This window comes from Massilia niabensis (assembly GCF_042655085.1).
Taxonomy (GTDB): Bacteria; Pseudomonadota; Gammaproteobacteria; order Burkholderiales; family Burkholderiaceae_D; genus Telluria; species Telluria niabensis.
Map to the genome: position 1 here is coordinate 1 of NZ_JBHSMU010000019.1, position 15,487 is coordinate 15,487.

The 15,487-nt window shown below is 65.8% G+C and carries 11 protein-coding genes and 2 pseudogenes; 7 read left to right on the plus strand and 6 right to left on the minus strand.

What is annotated here, in order from left to right:
- Window positions 1-776 (minus strand): annotated as a pseudogene (locus ACFPN5_RS23355) (IS30 family transposase); the annotation flags it as partial.
- 152 nt (window positions 777-928) lie between these two features.
- Between ACFPN5_RS23355 and ACFPN5_RS23360 the strand changes: the two are divergent.
- Together ACFPN5_RS23360 and ACFPN5_RS23365 are read left to right on the plus strand one after the other, a co-directional pair.
- Window positions 929-1,381, plus strand: coding sequence for a GNAT family N-acetyltransferase (locus tag ACFPN5_RS23360; protein ID WP_379786248.1), 453 nt, complete (start codon window positions 929-931; stop codon window positions 1,379-1,381).
- Between the two features lie 153 nt (window positions 1,382-1,534).
- Window positions 1,535-1,697 (plus strand): annotated as a pseudogene (locus ACFPN5_RS23365) (transposase); the annotation flags it as partial.
- Between the two features lie 240 nt (window positions 1,698-1,937).
- Here ACFPN5_RS23365 and ACFPN5_RS23370 read toward each other — a convergent pair.
- On the minus strand, window positions 1,938-2,822 hold the full coding sequence (locus ACFPN5_RS23370) for an MBL fold metallo-hydrolase (RefSeq protein WP_379786249.1): 885 nt from the start codon (window positions 2,820-2,822) through the stop codon (window positions 1,938-1,940).
- Window positions 2,823-2,954: 132 nt separating this feature from the next.
- On the opposite strand from ACFPN5_RS23370, the gene ACFPN5_RS23375 reads away from it, so the two are divergent.
- The 4 genes from ACFPN5_RS23375 (at window position 2,955) to ACFPN5_RS23390 (ending at window position 10,088) form a co-directional block, all read left to right on the plus strand.
- Window positions 2,955-3,926: a GlxA family transcriptional regulator gene (locus ACFPN5_RS23375; protein WP_379786250.1), complete on the plus strand. Its 972-nt coding sequence runs from the start codon at window positions 2,955-2,957 to the stop codon at window positions 3,924-3,926.
- A gap of 98 nt (window positions 3,927-4,024) precedes the next feature.
- Window positions 4,025-6,520 (plus strand): heavy metal translocating P-type ATPase, encoded by a 2,496-nt coding sequence (locus tag ACFPN5_RS23380; RefSeq protein ID WP_379786251.1) that lies wholly within the window; start codon window positions 4,025-4,027, stop codon window positions 6,518-6,520.
- A gap of 14 nt (window positions 6,521-6,534) precedes the next feature.
- Entirely contained in the window at window positions 6,535-6,990 is a 456-nt protein-coding gene (gene cueR / locus ACFPN5_RS23385) for a Cu(I)-responsive transcriptional regulator (RefSeq protein ID WP_379786252.1), read from the plus strand.
- A 185-nt stretch (window positions 6,991-7,175) separates the two neighbouring features.
- Window positions 7,176-10,088 carry a TonB-dependent receptor domain-containing protein gene (locus ACFPN5_RS23390; protein ID WP_379786253.1) on the plus strand — a complete coding sequence of 971 codons (2,913 nt, stop codon included), beginning with the start codon at window positions 7,176-7,178 and terminating at the stop codon, window positions 10,086-10,088.
- 44 nt (window positions 10,089-10,132) lie between these two features.
- Here ACFPN5_RS23390 and ACFPN5_RS23395 read toward each other — a convergent pair whose 3' ends face one another.
- Window positions 10,133-11,002, minus strand: a complete 870-nt coding sequence (locus ACFPN5_RS23395; protein ID WP_379786254.1) for an alpha/beta fold hydrolase — start codon at window positions 11,000-11,002, stop codon at window positions 10,133-10,135.
- 89 nt (window positions 11,003-11,091) lie between these two features.
- Here ACFPN5_RS23395 and ACFPN5_RS23400 point away from each other — a divergent pair, with 89 nt between their 5' ends.
- Window positions 11,092-11,943, plus strand: a complete 852-nt coding sequence (locus tag ACFPN5_RS23400; protein ID WP_379786255.1) for a LysR substrate-binding domain-containing protein — start codon at window positions 11,092-11,094, stop codon at window positions 11,941-11,943.
- Window positions 11,944-11,953: 10 nt separating this feature from the next.
- On the opposite strand, the gene ACFPN5_RS23405 is transcribed toward ACFPN5_RS23400, so the two are convergent.
- The 3 genes from ACFPN5_RS23405 to ACFPN5_RS23415 are packed head-to-tail and all read right to left on the minus strand — an operon-like array spanning window position 11,954 to window position 15,470.
- The gene (locus ACFPN5_RS23405; RefSeq protein ID WP_379786256.1) at window positions 11,954-13,306 is read right to left on the minus strand and encodes a DUF3526 domain-containing protein; all 1,353 of its coding nucleotides are present in this window, start codon (window positions 13,304-13,306) and stop codon (window positions 11,954-11,956) included.
- Window positions 13,306-14,742 carry a DUF3526 domain-containing protein gene (locus ACFPN5_RS23410; protein WP_379786257.1) on the minus strand — a complete coding sequence of 479 codons (1,437 nt, stop codon included), beginning with the start codon at window positions 14,740-14,742 and terminating at the stop codon, window positions 13,306-13,308. The genes ACFPN5_RS23405 and ACFPN5_RS23410 overlap by 1 nt, the downstream gene beginning before the upstream one ends.
- Entirely contained in the window at window positions 14,739-15,470 is a 732-nt protein-coding gene (locus ACFPN5_RS23415) for an ABC transporter ATP-binding protein (RefSeq protein ID WP_379786258.1), read from the minus strand. Before ACFPN5_RS23415 ends, ACFPN5_RS23410 begins: the two co-directional genes overlap by 4 nt.
- Between the last annotated feature and the right edge of the window lie 17 nt (window positions 15,471-15,487).

Here is a 15,487-nt window from a genome sequence, read left to right on the forward strand (position 1 = left end):
GTGTCTGACGCTCGACAAGTGTAGCGATCTGGCTGTTGTGGCTGCCGAAAAGCAGGTCGCCTTCCCGGTGGCCAGGTACCGCACGATCTTCGACAGCAGCAGGACGCTCGCTGATCGAAACCGTGTCGACGATCCTGCCGTGGTTGTCTGTTTTTTTGCGTGTGATGGCGGGATCGGCGCATGTTCCGGCTACGCCGCAAGTGCTCCGGCAACTCCTTTTTCAGGGCACCATGGGCCTGAATGTAGAGGCTACGATAGATCGTTTCGTGTGAGACGTGATAGTCCTCGTCACTCGCGTATGCCTGCTTGAGCCAGCCAGCGATTTGCTCGGGCGAGCATTGCAGCTGGCGTTTGCTGGCGACGATATCAGCCAGCGCTCGATTCACCACGAGCTTACACGGCTTGGGACGTCGTGCTCGATCCCGGGCACGTTGGTCGGCCTGGTTTGCTCGATATCCTTCCAAACCACCATTTCGCTTCATCTCCCGAGACACTGTTGAGGGTGATCGGCCGAGGGAAAGGGCAATGGAGCGAATCGAACAGCCTGCTACGACTGCGCGGGATATTTCTTCGCGCTCAGCAAGAGTTAGCGCCAGGCGCGAGCGACATCGTTGTGCTGGACATATTCCACCTGTTTCGCCCAGAATCCGAATGACTGAAGAGTGGTTTCGGTCGAACAACTGGGCAATCTTTTGGAGCGGATCGCCCTGGCGCCATCGCTCCCACATTAGTGCCTTCTGATTGTCCGTGTAGATAATCCGAGATTTCCGCTCCATGTGAACACTCCTCCATAAGTCTTAGAGTGTTGCGTTCACCGGTTGAATCCACAGCCGAAAGCGGTCATAGCCTAGGCGCCGAGGCGCCGATTCTCATGAGGATTGACTCGGAGCTGGTAGATGCATCCGTTATCAACTGAAAGAAAGCACGCATGCAGATCGAATTTGAGACCCCAGATCAACCCGCTGTTCACGAGCTCATCGGAGAGCTCGATGCTTACCTGTATTCGCTTTACCCGGCCGAGAATGTGTACGCACTCGACATATCTTCGCTGTGCCACTCGAGCGTCTTGTTTGCCGTGGTTCGTGACGCCGCCGGGGCTCCGATTGGCTGTGGCGCCATCGTAATTAAACCGGAATACGGCGAAGTCAAGCGGATATACGTACGTCCGCAGGCACGCGGCCAAGGCATAGCACGTCGGCTGATAGAAGCGTTGGAAGCGAAGGCCGTGCAGAGCGGTTGCCGAACTTTTATGCTGGAGACGGGGCCTACGATGCCGGGAGCTCTGGCTTTGTACGAACGGATGGGTTACCAGCGCCGTGGTTCGTTTGGCAACTACCCAGATCACCCGTTGTCGGTTTTTATGCAAAAGGACGCCAGATAAGACTGTGCGGTGAGAATGGAGTAGCAGAAGCGCTTAGATCCGCTCAGGGTCGGTGGCAGACGTTCAGATAGGTCTGCTACCGGCCAGAAGCGCACGTACGCAGTATAGCCCGAGCATCAAGATGGTGGCCATGTTCTCAGCCGGACTGATGCCATGGCCCAAGCACTTCTCCCAGAAGATCTATGTCCGCTTATAGCCGCTCATCTACCTGTCCAGGCAATCGCCAAAAGGCGGAAGGCCGCGCATCAATGATCGCGCGGCCCTGGCGGGAATCCTGTTCGTCCTCAAGAGTGGGATACTTTGGGAATATCTGCCGTGTGCGAGCATACTGGCTGAAACCTTACCGATCGCAGCAAGGATCGCGCGTGACCGCACGGCGTCACGTGAAAGGCTTGGCCGATGGCGATGGGCCGTACAGCGAACCCTCGGCTCGCTCTACCGATTTCGGCAACTACGCATCCCCCACGAGCGCCGGGTCGGCATTCACCAATCCTTTCTTTCGCTAGCCTGCGCTCTCTTCTGTTAGAAGTACATCGAGAGCTTTTGTCAGGCGCCATTAAAACTTCAGGGTTTCGCCGTCGGCTGGAATGCGGACCCGATCCCCGATGCCATGCTGCCGGACGTGGTCGCGCAGCTCCTTGCGGCTCAGTGTCATGTGATTGATCGCATCCATATGGGAAGCGATGATCGTCGCCTTGGGTGCAGCCTGCGCCGCATGCAGCACGTCGTCCTTGCCCATGATGATCGAACCGGTGAAGCCAATCATGCGCGCATCGCCGGCGTTCAGGATGATGACGTCGGGCTTGAACTTCGCCAGGGCCTGGTCGACGTCGCTACGCCAGACGGTATCGCCCACCACATAAAGGGTTTTCGCACCCGGAGCCTGGAATACAATGCCCATCGCCTTGCCCAGCGCCTCGGCCACCGGCTTCATTGCGTACATGGCATCCGTACCGTGCTGGCCGCCGGTTTTGGTCAGCTGCACGCCTTCGAAGTCGGTCTTGTCGCCGAGGATGCGCACATTGGTAAAACCCTGGCCGCGGATGATCTTCGCGTCCGCTTCGTCCTGCACGAACACGGGAATACCTTTCGGGATGTGCTGGTGGTCGCCGCCATCCCAATGGTCGAGGTGGGTATGGCTGACGATGACCGCATCCACGCCTTTCAGCACCTCCTCCACCGGCATCGGAAGTTCGACGAGCGGATTGCGCAGCTTGCTGTTGAAGGTGCCTTCGAAGCCCGGATACTTTCCTTTCTTTGCCAGGAAAGGGTCGAGCAGGAATGTCTTGCCCGCGTAGTGGATCTTCGCCGTGGCGTTGCGTATCTGCTGAACCTGCACGGCCTGCTTGCCGGCGGCGGAAGCGGCTTGGCCGGCGGCGTGGGCCGGGGCGGCGAGGGCGCCAATGGTGAGCGAGAACGCGATGGCGCGGAGGGTGGTCATTGTCTGCATGGTGCTGTTTCCCTGGGAATGAAAGATTGGAAGCAGCATTGTGGCCGAGGCGCGCCCCGTTTAAAATTGACCCACAAGCCAATTATCGACACTTTTGGGCCACGGCCCGACAGTCCCTTCGCCATGTCAAAGCCCCTGCCTGTCGTTGCGATGATTGCCTATCCGAGCTTCAGCCCCTTCCATTTCGCCGTGCCCTACCTGGTCTTCAATTCGGAGCTGCCGGAAGGTCGCCTGTTTGACCTGAAGATCGTCTCGCCCTGTGGCGGGCCGCTGGCGGCCGAGCGGGCCTTGACGGTGCATCCGGATGGCGGCCTGGAACTGGTGGAGACGGCCGACATTGTCGTGGTGCCGGGCTGGCACGACCTGGCGACGCCGCCGGAGCCAGAGCTGGCTGAAGCGCTGGCACGCGCCCATGCACGGGGTGCGCATGTGGTCGGGCTGTGCTATGGGGCCTATGCCCTGGCTTATGCAGGGCTGCTGGACGGGAAGCGGGCATCGACGCACTGGATGGCGGAGCAGGATTTCAGCCGCCGTTTTCCGCGCGTGAAGCTCGACATGAACGCCCTGTATGTCGACGAGGACTGGCTCATTACCTCCGCAGGCACCGGGGCGGGACTCGACTGCTGCCTGTATATCGTGCGCGAGTATTACGGCTCCGCGACCGCCAACAAGGTCGCGCGGACGATGGTCATACCGCCGCACCGCGAGGGCGGGCAGGCGCAGTTCATCGAGCAGCCGGTGGCCGTGTCCACCCACGATGCCCAGATCAACCGGCTGCTCGACTACCTGCGCGAAAACATCGGCAGCCAGCATACGATCGACGGCCTGGCAGCGCGCGCGGCGATGAGCCGGCGCACCTTCACGCGCCACTTCGGCAAGGCTACCGGCATGACCCTGGTCGACTGGCTGGTCAACGAGCGCCTGCGTCGGACCCGCGACCTGCTTGAAACCACGACGCTGCCGGTCGAAAAAATTGCCGAGCTTGCCGGGTTCCAGACGCCGGTGTCGTTCAGGCAGCATTTCAAGAAGCGCTTCCAGGTTAGCCCGAGGGACTGGCGCCGGACATTCGGGCAGGAGACGGCCGCTGTAGATTAGGTTGCCGCCGGACCCCTGCCACAAGTTCTGCTTGACCTTCCCATGATGGTAAGGTGTACCGTGAGTGCATGTTAAGCACAAGGTACGAGGGTAAAAGCATGAGCAACGCAAATAAACAGCTGGCAGCGGCCGGCGCGCCGGCCCTGAGCCTGCCGATCGAGGGCATGAGCTGCGCGTCCTGCGTCGGGCGGGTCGAAGCGGCGCTGCGCAAGGTCGAGGGCGTGGGGAGCGTCACGGTCAACCTCGCCACCGAGCGGGCAGAAGTGCGGCCGAGCGGCGATGGCGCGGTCGACCGCGCCGCCCTGGTCCAGGCAATCGAGAAAGCGGGATACGAGGTTCCCGCGCAGACGGTCGAACTGTCGGTCGAGGGCATGACCTGCGCGTCCTGCGTCGGGCGGGTCGAGCGCGCGCTCCAGGCCGTGCCTGGCGTGGCCGAGGCCACGGTCAACCTGGCCACCGAGCGGGCGACGGTGCGCGGCGTGGCGGCACCTGATGCGCTGCTGGCGGCAATTGCCAAGGCTGGGTATGAAGCCCGGCTGCCCGCTGCGATGGCCGCCGCTCACGAGGACGAGGCCGTGGACAGGAAGGATGCCGAACGGCTGGCGCTCAGGCGCGATCTCCTGCTGGCGAGCGCGCTGGCGCTGCCGGTCTTCATCCTCGAGATGGGCTCGCACCTGGTTCCGGCGATGCATCACTGGGTGATGGAGACGATCGGCAGGGGGCCGAGCTGGACCCTCCAGTTCGTCCTGACCACGCTGGTGCTGCTGGTTCCCGGCCGCCGTTTCTACACCAAGGGCTTCCCGGCGCTGCTGCGCCTCGCGCCGGACATGAACTCGCTCGTTGCGGTCGGCACGCTGGCCGCCTACGGGTACTCGGTCGTCGCCACCTTCGCCCCAGGCCTGCTGCCGCTTGGCACGGTCAACGTCTATTACGAGGCGGCCGCGGTGATCGTGGCGCTGATCCTGCTCGGGCGCTTCCTGGAAGCCCAGGCCAAAGGCCGTACCTCGCAGGCCATCAGCCGGCTGGTCGGCCTGCAGGCGAAGGTGGTCCACGTGGTGCGCGACGGACGCACGCGCGATATCCCGATTGGCGAAGTCGCCGTTGGCGACCTGGTCGAGGTGCGGCCGGGCGAGCGGGTTCCCGTCGACGGCGAGGTGCTGGACGGCGACAGCTATGTCGACGAATCGATGATCAGCGGCGAACCGGTCCCGGTCAGGAAAACCCCGGGCAGCGCGCTGGTGGGCGGGACCGTCAACCAGAAGGGCGCCTTGAGCCTGCGCGCCACGGCCGTCGGCGGCCAGACCGTGCTGGCGCAGATCATCCGCCTGGTCGAGCAGGCCCAGGGCTCGAAGCTGCCGATCCAGGCCGTGGTCGACAAGGTCACGATGTGGTTCGTGCCGGCGGTGATGGCCGCCGCGCTCATTACCTTCCTCGTCTGGCTGGCGTTCGGGCCGTCGCCGGCGCTGAGCTTTGCGCTGGTCAACGCGGTGGCGGTGCTGATCATCGCCTGCCCCTGCGCGATGGGGCTGGCAACGCCCACTTCGATCATGGTCGGGACCGGGCGCGGTGCGGAGCTGGGCGTGCTGTTCCGTAAGGGCGAAGCACTGCAGCGCCTGAAGGACGCCAACGTCGTGGCAGTCGACAAGACCGGCACCCTGACCGAGGGGCGGCCGGCGCTGACCGACCTCGAGGTGGCGGCCGGCTTCGAACGCAGGCAGGTACTGGCGATGGTGGCAGCGGCGGAATCGCGCTCCGAGCATCCGATCGCCCGCGCCATCGTCGAGGCGGCCGAGCAGGAGGGCAGCGCGCTCCCTGCGGTGACCGGATTCGATTCCGTGACCGGCATGGGGGTGCGCGCCACGGTGGACGGCGCGCGCGTGGAAGTGGGCGCCGACCGCTACATGCGCTCGCTGGGCCTGGACGTGGAGATGTTCGGGCAGACGGCCGAGGGGCTGGGGCGCGCAGCCAGGTCGCCGCTGTACGCCGCCATCGACGGCCGCCTCGCCGCCATCCTTGCCGTCGCCGATCCGGTCAAGTCGGCGACGCCGGCCGCCATCGCGGCCCTCCACAGTCTGGGCCTGAAGGTGGCGATGATCACCGGCGATAACGAGCGCACCGCCAGGGCCATCGCGGCCAGCCTCGGTATCGACGAAGTCATCGCCGAAGTGCTGCCCGAGGGGAAAGTGCAGGCGATCGCGCGGCTGCGGGCGGAACATGGCCCTGTCGCGTTTGTCGGCGACGGCATCAACGACGCGCCGGCGCTGGCCGAGGCCGACGTTGGCCTGGCGATCGGCACCGGTACCGATGTCGCGATGGAAGCGGCGGACGTGGTGCTGATGTCCGGCAGCCTGCAAGGTGTCCCGAATGCGATCGCGCTGTCGAAAGCCACCATCGGGAACATCCGCCAGAACCTGTTCTGGGCCTTCGCCTACAACACGGCCCTGATTCCGGTCGCCGCGGGCGCGCTGTATCCGGCCTGGGGCCTGCTGCTGTCGCCCGTGTTCGCGGCCGGCGCGATGGCCTTGTCCAGCGTCTTCGTGCTTGGCAACGCACTGCGCCTGCGCGGTTTTGTGCCTCCATCGAACAACCCATGAACCAGGAGTGCGACATGAACATTGGTGAAGCATCGAAAGCGTCGGGCGTGTCGGCGAAGATGATCCGCTATTACGAGGACATCGGCCTCATCCCGCCTGCTTCGCGCAGCGCATCGGGCTACCGTGCCTATGCCGAAAACGACGTGCACCGGCTGCGCTTCATCCGGCGCGCGCGCGACCTCGGATTCCCGGTGGCGGAAATCGGCGAACTGCTCGGCTTGTGGAACGACCGCGCGCGCCAGAGCGCCGACGTAAAGCGCCTGGCCCGGGCCCATATCGTGGCACTCGAAGACAGGATCCGCAACCTACGGGAAATGGCAGACACCCTGCAGGAGCTGGTCAAGGGCTGCGCCGGCGACGAGCGGTCGGATTGCCCCATCCTGGCGACGCTCGAGAGTCCCCGGGAAGAGCAAAGGCCGGAGAAGGTAAATGGGAAGGCGCGGCCCGGGATGCGCATGCGCGAAATGTGATGGGAATTGCCAACGCTTTTGAGACTCGAAGGGTCGCTTTCCCTCGTAAAACGGTACCGGCACATGCTTGCCGAATAATTAAAGCATTTTTTTCTGGTAATACTGGTCCAACCAATCTACATTATGGTCTGGCCGCATAATTATAAATGCGCCGGTAACCCATAACTATAACGTTGGAGACCCTCATGAAGCTCGAAAACCGCCCAGGCCCGCAACGCGCTTTGATGGCAACCGCCGTCAGCCTCGCCCTGCTGCAGATGACCGGCCATGCCCATGCCCAGGCTGCCGCACAGCCCGAGCCGCAGATACAGTCGGTGCAGGTCACCGGCTCGCTGATCCGCCGCGCGGCCGACGAAGGTGCGACGGCGCTGACCGTGATCAAGGCAACCGAGCTCGAATCGCGCGGCCACACCGAATTGAAGGACCTGGTGCTGGAGCAGCCGCAATCGCTGTCGCTCGGTACCAATTCGGGCGCCGCCGGCCCCGTGACCAACCTGCGCGGCCTGGGCCCGATGCGCACCCTGACCCTGCTCAACGGCCGCCGTCTGGCCAACGAGCCGCTGCAGGACCAGTACGTGTCCGTGAACGTGATTCCGCGCATCGCGCTCGACCGGGTCGAGACCCTGAGCAGCGGCGCGGCATCGATCTACGGCGCGGATGCCATCGGCGGCGTCCAGAACTACTGGACCAAGCGCGGCTTCGAAGGCGCGCAGATCAAGGCCGAATACGCCACTCCCGAGATGAGCGGCGGCGGCGACACCAAGAGCGTGGGCGCCATCTTCGGCTACGGCAAGCTGGGCACGGACGGTTTCAATGCCTACATCGCGATCGACCACCAGAAAAAGTCGGCGCTGTTCCAGCAGGACCGCCCCGACCAGCACGATCCGGCCATCCTGCGCACCCTCGGCCTGGGTATCACGCCGGACTCGCGCAACCCCAACCCGTTCGCGAACTTCGGTTTCACCCGCGCAGCCAACTCGAACTACAACCCGACCTTCGCCACCGGCTGCGGCGCGCCGTATTCGATTCCGGTGCTGGGCAACCAGAGCGCCAACACGCCCGCGGTGTATGCGCCCGGCTGCTTCCGCAATCCGCTGTACTGGAACGCGGTGACCGACGGCAGCGAGATCACCACGGTGGCCGCGCGCGCCAGCTGGAACCTGTCCGGCGGCCACAAGATCGACCTGGACGTCCTGCATAGCGAATTCACGGTCCAGAAGTTCCGCGGCATGCAGGCGCCGGGCGCGGTGCAGCCGTTCACGACCTACGCGCTGCCATCGAGCAGCCGCTTCTACCCGGGCAAGGGCATCACCCCGGGCGTGCAGGTCGTGGGCAGCAACACCGGCGCCAATACCCCGGCCATGTTCATCGATCCGGCCAAAACGCCAGGCGCGGTCAGCACGCTGAACATGAACAACCGGCCGATCTACTTCCAGTGGGGTCCCGCCGAACTGGGACCTGCCTACCGCAACGACGAGCAAAGCAATGATCGCCTGGTGCTGTCGGTCGAAGGCGACGTGATGGGCTGGGATTACCGCGCGGGCGCCAACTACGGCGTTTCCAAGCGCGACACGCGCGTTGGCGGCGGCTACATCCTGTACTCGAAGGCCCAGGAAGGCTTCAACAACGGTACTCTCAACCCGTTCGGCCTGCAGGACGCCGCCGGCGTCGAGTACCTGCGCAGCATCGAGGCGCGCGACTATACCTACCGCCTGAACAAGGCCTACAACCAGAGCGTCGACCTGACCCTGTCGCGTTCCGTGATGACCCTGGCGGGCGGCGACGTGACGTTCGCCGTCTCGGGCGAACTGCGGCGCGACTCGGCGCGCACCTCGAATGCGCCGCTCGATTACGTGCTGCGCGATGCAGCCGGCAACTACAGCATCGATGCGGCCGGCAACGTCACGCGGAGCGACCTGGTCGGCGAAACGCCGCAGGGCGTCGCCAAGAAGCTGAAACGCGACATTGCCTCGCTGGTCATGGAAGCGGACGTTCCGCTCACCCAGAGTTTCCTGCTCAACGGCTCGGTGCGTGCCGACCGTTACGACGACCTGAAGACGACCACGATCAACCCGAAGCTGGCCGCGCGCTGGCAGCCGATGTCGGAACTGGTGCTGCGCTCTTCGGTCTCCACGGGCTTCCGCGCGCCGTCGATCATGGACATCCAGAACCCGACGCCGGAAGTGCGCACCATCGACATGGACGATCCGGTCCTGTGCCCGAGCACGCAGCCGACGGTGTCGGGCACCGGCCAGCCGCGGCCAGGTTTCACGGCTGACCAGGTCTGCAACGTATCGACCACCTACTGGACCAAGACGCCGAACAACGACTTCCTCAAGCCCGAGAAGTCGCGCGGCTTCTCCTACGGTTTCGCCTACGAGCCGGTCAAGAACCTGACGGTCACGGTCGACTACTGGGGACTGAAACTGAAGGACGTGCTGGGTGCGCTGACGATCGCCGAAGTCCAGCAGAACCCGGCCAAGTACGCCGAGTACATCATCCGCGCGCCGAACGGCGTGATCGACCACATCGTGGCCAGCCAGGCGAACCGCGGCCAGACCCGCATCCGCGGCGCGGACGTGGCGGTGGGCTACCGCTTCCCGACCACGAGCATCGGCGTCTTCAACGCCAAGATCGACGGTACCTGGTACGACAAGTACGAGTTCCAGGGCGAGAAGGACGGTGTGTGGTTCCAGAACGTCGGCATCATCACCAACGATGGCCGCTTCGGCGCCGCAGGTCCGAACTCGGGCCTGGCCGGCATGCCGCAGGTGAACCCGCGCTGGAAGCACACGGCGTCGGTCAGCTACACCAACGGGCCATGGGGCGCGACCCTGTCGCAGCGCTACCAGACGGGCCTGACGGACCTGACGCCGCGCGCCGGATCGTCGCTGACCGAGGTGGATTCCTATAGCCAGTACAACGTGAACGTGCGCTATAAAGGCATCAAGAACGCGACCATCAGCCTGGGTGTGAACAACATCACGGAAGAATGGCCGCCACTGACCGCCAACAGCATCTACAGCGGTGGCTACCTGACCAGCATGGCCGACATGATGGGCCGTGTGTACCGCCTCTCGGTGGAATACAAGTTCTAAGCAAACGGTAATACCGACGCGGCCCATCCGGGCCGCTTTTTTTTTTATTCCGCCGGCCCGGTCCCACCCACCACGAAGGCCTGGATCAGCCGGTTGAAGACCGCCGGGTGGGTGATGTTCATCCCGTGCGATGCGCCCGCAATGGTACGCTTGTCCACGTGCCCGATCCAGCCCGCCAGCGCTGCCACGTTGTCGCGATACATGCACGGGCTCTTTTCCCCTTCGATGAGCAGGGTCCTGCAGGTCAGCTCGCGCGCCGCGGCGCGCGTATAGGCCGGCAGGGGATCGCGGAACTGCTTCGGCAGCGTGGCCGCGTTGTCGACCGCCATGGTGCGGAAACTGGCGCGGCTGCGGCGCCAGATGCCGGGCATGCTGACCGAGTCGACGAACAGTTCCAGGCCGGCGTCGATCTCGCCGCCTTCGATGAGGGCGGCGACCTGCGCGCGCAGGGCGGTGGTCGCCGGCGGCAGCGCCGCTGGTGCTGCCCCGTCGATCTGCAACGGGCCACCCGGATCGGCAAGCGTCAGCGTTTTCACGAGCTGCGGATACGCGCGCGCCAGCTGGAAGGCTACGCAGGCGCCGCGCGAGTGGCCCACCAGGTGCACCGGCCCGAGCTGCATGGCAGCGATGAACCCGGCCATTTCCGCGACGTGCGTCTCGACGCTGAACACGCTGCGCTCGCACGCCTCGTCCGCCGGCCAGTAGTGGCTGAGGCTGACCGAGAGGCAGAGGAAGTCCTGCGACAGCACCGCCGCCTGGCTGTCCCAGTAGCGGTAGTCGCACAGCGAGCCGTGGACGAACAGCAGCGGCTCCCCGGCGCCGGACGCCAGGTAGGGGACGCGCGTGCCGGAATCGATGGTGGCAAAGCGCAGTTCGGGTGCGGCGAACATGCGGGGGTGGGTTGGTGCGTTCATGAGTGACCTCCTTTCCAACACTATGCACGGTGGCGACGATTTAGAAAATCGCATAATATTGATCGTATCTATGTGATTATCTGATACCAATGAAAACGCTCGACCTGGACGTGCTGGCAATGATCGTGGCGGTGGCCGATACGGGCAACATCAGCCGTGCGGCGGAAGTCGTGCACCGCTCGCAGTCGGCCGTGAGCATGCAGATCAAGACGCTGGAGGTGGCGCTCGGCAAGCCGCTCTTCGTGCGCAAACCACGGAGCGTCACGCCGACCCAGGATGGCGAGGTGCTGCTGATGTATGCGCGGCGCATGCTCGCCCTGCGCGACGAAGCCTGGGCGGCGGTGGTGCGCCCGGACGTCACCGGCCGCGTCGTCATCGGCGTGCCCGACGACTACGCGTCCTCGCTGCTGCCATCCATCCTGAAGAAATTTTCCGCCACCTACCCGAAGGTCGAGATCCAGGTGGTCGGGCTGCCGAGCGTCGCCCTCGCGCCCATGGTGAAGGACGGCTCGGTCGACCTGGTCTGCGCGACGCGCGTCAAGGGCCTGTCGGGCGAGTTCGTCCGCTTCGAGCCGATGGTCTGGGCCGCGTCGCCCGGCGCCCAGGACATCTGGCGCGAGCGGCCGCTGCCGATCGCCGTCTTCCTGCCGGGCAGCGTGGCGCGCGAAAACGCGATCCGTAGCCTGGAGCGCGCGAAGATTCCCTACCGGACCTCGTACGAGAGCCCGAGCCTGATGGGGCTGCTCAGCATGGTCGAGGCCGGCCTGGCGGTCGCGCCCCTGGCGCGCTGCGCGGTGCCCGCCCACCTGAGCCTGCTCGGCCAGGTCCAGGGCTTGCCGGAAATCGACGCGCTCGAGGTCATCCTCGCGCGCAGCAGCAAATCGCGGCGCCCGCCCTGCGATTTTCTCGCCGAGAAAATCATGTCGGAGCTGCGCCGCTAGCAGTGGCCGCCTATCCCAGCTTTTTCAGCTGGCGCAGGCCGAGCAGCGCGGCGGCCAGGGCCAGCAGCGCCAGTGCGCCAAGCGGCGCCGCCGGCAAATCGCCCTGCGCCCCGGCTGCCGCATAAGTCGGCATGCGCGCAAAGTCCGCCTTCCCGAAGCTACGCTCATGGAAGAAATAGGGATAGAAGAACCGCCGCAACTGCGTGTGGAAGCCGGCAATCCGCTCCTGGTAAGCCAGCTGCGCGCGCAGGTCGGTGGCGGCCAGGCGGTGCATCAACACCTGCACATTCACCGGCGCCAGCAGCAGGCCGGCACGTGCGGTCCAGTCTTCGCGCGCCAGCAGGCTGGCGCGATACTGCGCCACCTGGGGCGCCACCGCCTGGTCGCCGGCCTGGTGCATCGCGTAGTACCACTTCCAGTGGAAGCGTCCCGTCACTGGCGGCGTGTCCTGCCATTCGGGATGCGTGCGGAAGAACTTCTCGAACGTGACGGGTTTCGGCAAGTCCCAGCCCTGGTGCACTTCCTGGCGCTGGGCCAGCGCGAGCTCCACGCCTTTTGACACCGGGACGCCGCGCGCGATCGCCGCGTCGAGGGCAGTCGGCGCGACCATGCTCAGGCCCACCAGGCAGGCCAGCAGGATCGCGGCGCTGCCGGCGGAGGTTCCGGCCCGGCCCGCCACCCAGGCCGCCAGCCCGAACCAGAACAGCAGGTAGAGCGACACGACCAGCCCGAGCTGGCCGAGCGCGGCAACCCCGGCGCCGGCGACCGCCACGCCCGCGGCGAGGGGTAACAGCAGCGCCAGCCACAGCAGAGCGTAGCGCAGGGCGAAGCGGCGGCGCCAGAGGACGGCGGCCTGTGCGGGGAGCGAGGCCAGCAGGCGCAGGCGCCCCGACTCGCGCTCGCCCGTCACCAGGTCATGCATCAGCGCGATGACGAACAAGGGCGCCAGGTAGACCAGCAGGAAGGCGAAGTCGAAGCGCCCGGCCATGGCCAGCTCGGGATTGATGGCCTCCGATTCGTAGAGCTGGGAGTGCAGGCCCAGCAGGCGCACGCGCAGGGCGAACGGCTGCACGTCGCGCTGGCCGAACGCCGCGAACGCCAGCGGCGACGGCGGATTGGTGGTCAGGTGCGGCGTGTCGTAGGCGACCTGGCCCGCGTCGGCAGCGTTCGCATGCTTGCCGGCCAGCGCCCGGACCTCGGCCTGGTGGCTGGCCGCCACGCGCGCGAGTGCGTCGCGCTGGGCGCTGCTCGCCTGCAGGCCGCTCCACACCGACAGTGCGGACAGTACCAGCAGCAGGGCAACGGCGCCGAGCGCGAGGCGGGAATGCAGCACGAGCCGCAGTTCGAAGATCAGTGCTTTCATTACTTGCCAGTCCTTTCCAATCGTTGGGCGACGACGCGGCCGCCGAAGGCCAGCGCCAGCAGCCAGCCGGCCAGCACGGCAAACGCCGGCCAGGCATGGCGCGCCGCGACCGACGCAAAGGGCGCCGCCGCGTACCCGAAGCGCGGGGTTGCCTCCCAGTGGTGTTTGCCGACGCGCTGGTCACGGTCGTTCTGGTAGCGGATCGCGGTGGCATGCACGTTGTTCAGCGCCTGCACGAAGCCATAGCGGTACTTTTCTCCCTCGAACAGGAAGCGGGTGTGACTGTCGAGGTTGGTTCCCGCGAGCGCCGTCGACAAGCGGCGCAGCGCGATAACCGGGCTGGCCAGCGCGGCGCGATACACGATGCCGCTTTGCGCTACCTGTCGTTCGTAATCGGCGCGCATGAACTCGTCGTACAGCGCGCTGGTCAGCCGCTCGCCTTCCAGCATCAGCAGGCCGCCGTAATTCACCGGCAGGTCCTCGATGCGGCTGACCTGGTACTTCGCCAGCACCGCCTGCCTGAAGCGGTTGAAGTAGGGGTCATCCGGGTTGTGGCTGTCGCCCAGCGCCTTCATGCGCTGGTGGATCGCTACCTCGGACTCGATGCGGGTGGCGCGTTCGATGCCGAGCATGGCCAGGTCCGGCATCACGCGCGGCAGCAGGATGGTCGTCACGATCCAGATGCCTACCAGCGTCAACAGCGCGTCGCGGGCGCGCGGCAGCAGCGCCGACACCAGTACCGCGCCGGCCGCCCACAACAGCAGGTACAGGGCGTAAGCGGCGAGCATGGCCAGCGCCTCTGGCGCCACCGCCGTGTCGGTGGCGGCGATCGCGCCCAGTGCGATAAACGCCGGGGCGGCAAGCAGCATCGCGATGCCCGCGTGCGCCGCCAGCTTGCCCGACAACAGCGTGCGGGCGCCGACGCCCTGAGTCAGCTGCAGGCGCAACTGCCCGCGCTCGCGCTCGCGCGCAAGGCTGCCGAAGGCCAGGAACACGATCAGGAGCGGCGTCAGCACCTGCAGCACGAACGCCGGGGTCAGCTGGCCGAAGCGCAGCAGCACCGAGGACTGACCGGCTTCGCTGAAGTTCGCGCTGTTCTGGCGATGCCCCTCCAGGAACAGTGTGTGCCCGGTGAATGGATCGACTCCGAAGTCGAAAAAGGCGAGGGGGCTGAGCGGCCGGAACACGTAGTGGCCGTAGTGGACCACGCGGTGCGGGTGGCGGTCGGGCTGGCCGTGCCACTGTGCGTCGGCGCTGGCCTGCAGGCGCGCACGTTCGGCATTCACGGCGCGCACGCGCTCATGGCTGACCAGGATGGCGGCCAGCGTCAACGCCAGCATCAGCGCTGCGCCGGCCACAGCGACCTGGTTGCGCAACATGGCCCGCCATTCGGTGCGGACAATGGCCGCGATCGCATGGCGAAAGCGCGTGCTCATGCGGCCTCCCGCGTGCCGGCGTAGCGCCGGTACAGGTCGCGCACGTCGAACCGCTCGCCGCCGCCCGCGGCAACTTCATGGCCGATATGGCCGCGGTCGAGAAAGCCGATGCGGTCGGCCACGTCGGCCGCGCCGAGCAGGTCGTGGGTCACCATGAAAATCGCCGCGCCATCCCCGCGCAGCTTGTGAAGGAGCGCATTGAACTCGCTGGTGGCTTTTGGGTCGAGGCCGCTGGTCGGCTCGTCCAGCAGCAGCACCGGCACCGCGCGCGCCACGGCCAGCGCAATCGCCACCTTCTGGCGCATGCCCTTCGAGTAGCCGCCCAGGCGGCGCTTCCAGGCCGATTCGTCGAGGCGCACGGCGCGCAGGGCTTCGCCGATTGACTCGTCCGTCCAGGCGGTATTGGCCAGCCGCAGGAAGTATTCGAGGTTCTCGCGCGCATCGAGGTGCTCGTAGAGGGCCACGTTCTCCGGCACATAGGCCAGCTGCGCACGCGCGCCAAGCACGTCGGCGCCGACGTCGATCCCGCAGACGGCAACCTTGCCGGCGTCGGGGCGGGCGAAACCGAGGAAGGCGTTCAGGGTGGTCGATTTGCCGGCGCCGTTGCCGCCGAGCAGGGCGTAGATTTCGCCGCGCCTGACCTGCACGTTCAGGTCGCGCAGAACCGGGTTGCCGCCGTAGGCGACGGTGACGCCGACGGCTTCGAGGGCGAGGGTGGAATGGGTCATGGTGTTCCTTTCAGGTG

Bases quoted from the DNA above. Each gene is read 5' to 3' on its own strand.
- ACFPN5_RS23405 (WP_379786256.1), bottom strand. From the start codon at position 13,306: ATGAAAGCACTGATCTTCGAACTGCGGCTCGTGCTGCATTCCCGCCTC.
- ACFPN5_RS23360 (WP_379786248.1), top strand. From the start codon at position 929: ATGCAGATCGAATTTGAGACCCCAGATCAACCCGCTGTTCACGAGCTC.
- ACFPN5_RS23380 (WP_379786251.1), top strand. From the start codon at position 4,025: ATGAGCAACGCAAATAAACAGCTGGCAGCGGCCGGCGCGCCGGCCCTG.
- ACFPN5_RS23400 (WP_379786255.1), top strand. From the start codon at position 11,092: ATGAAAACGCTCGACCTGGACGTGCTGGCAATGATCGTGGCGGTGGCC.
- ACFPN5_RS23395 (WP_379786254.1), bottom strand. From the start codon at position 11,002: ATGAACGCACCAACCCACCCCCGCATGTTCGCCGCACCCGAACTGCGC.
- ACFPN5_RS23410 (WP_379786257.1), bottom strand. From the start codon at position 14,742: ATGAGCACGCGCTTTCGCCATGCGATCGCGGCCATTGTCCGCACCGAA.
- ACFPN5_RS23415 (WP_379786258.1), bottom strand. From the start codon at position 15,470: ATGACCCATTCCACCCTCGCCCTCGAAGCCGTCGGCGTCACCGTCGCC.
- ACFPN5_RS23375 (WP_379786250.1), top strand. From the start codon at position 2,955: ATGTCAAAGCCCCTGCCTGTCGTTGCGATGATTGCCTATCCGAGCTTC.
- ACFPN5_RS23390 (WP_379786253.1), top strand. From the start codon at position 7,176: ATGAAGCTCGAAAACCGCCCAGGCCCGCAACGCGCTTTGATGGCAACC.
- ACFPN5_RS23370 (WP_379786249.1), bottom strand. From the start codon at position 2,822: ATGACCACCCTCCGCGCCATCGCGTTCTCGCTCACCATTGGCGCCCTC.
- cueR (WP_379786252.1), top strand. From the start codon at position 6,535: ATGAACATTGGTGAAGCATCGAAAGCGTCGGGCGTGTCGGCGAAGATG.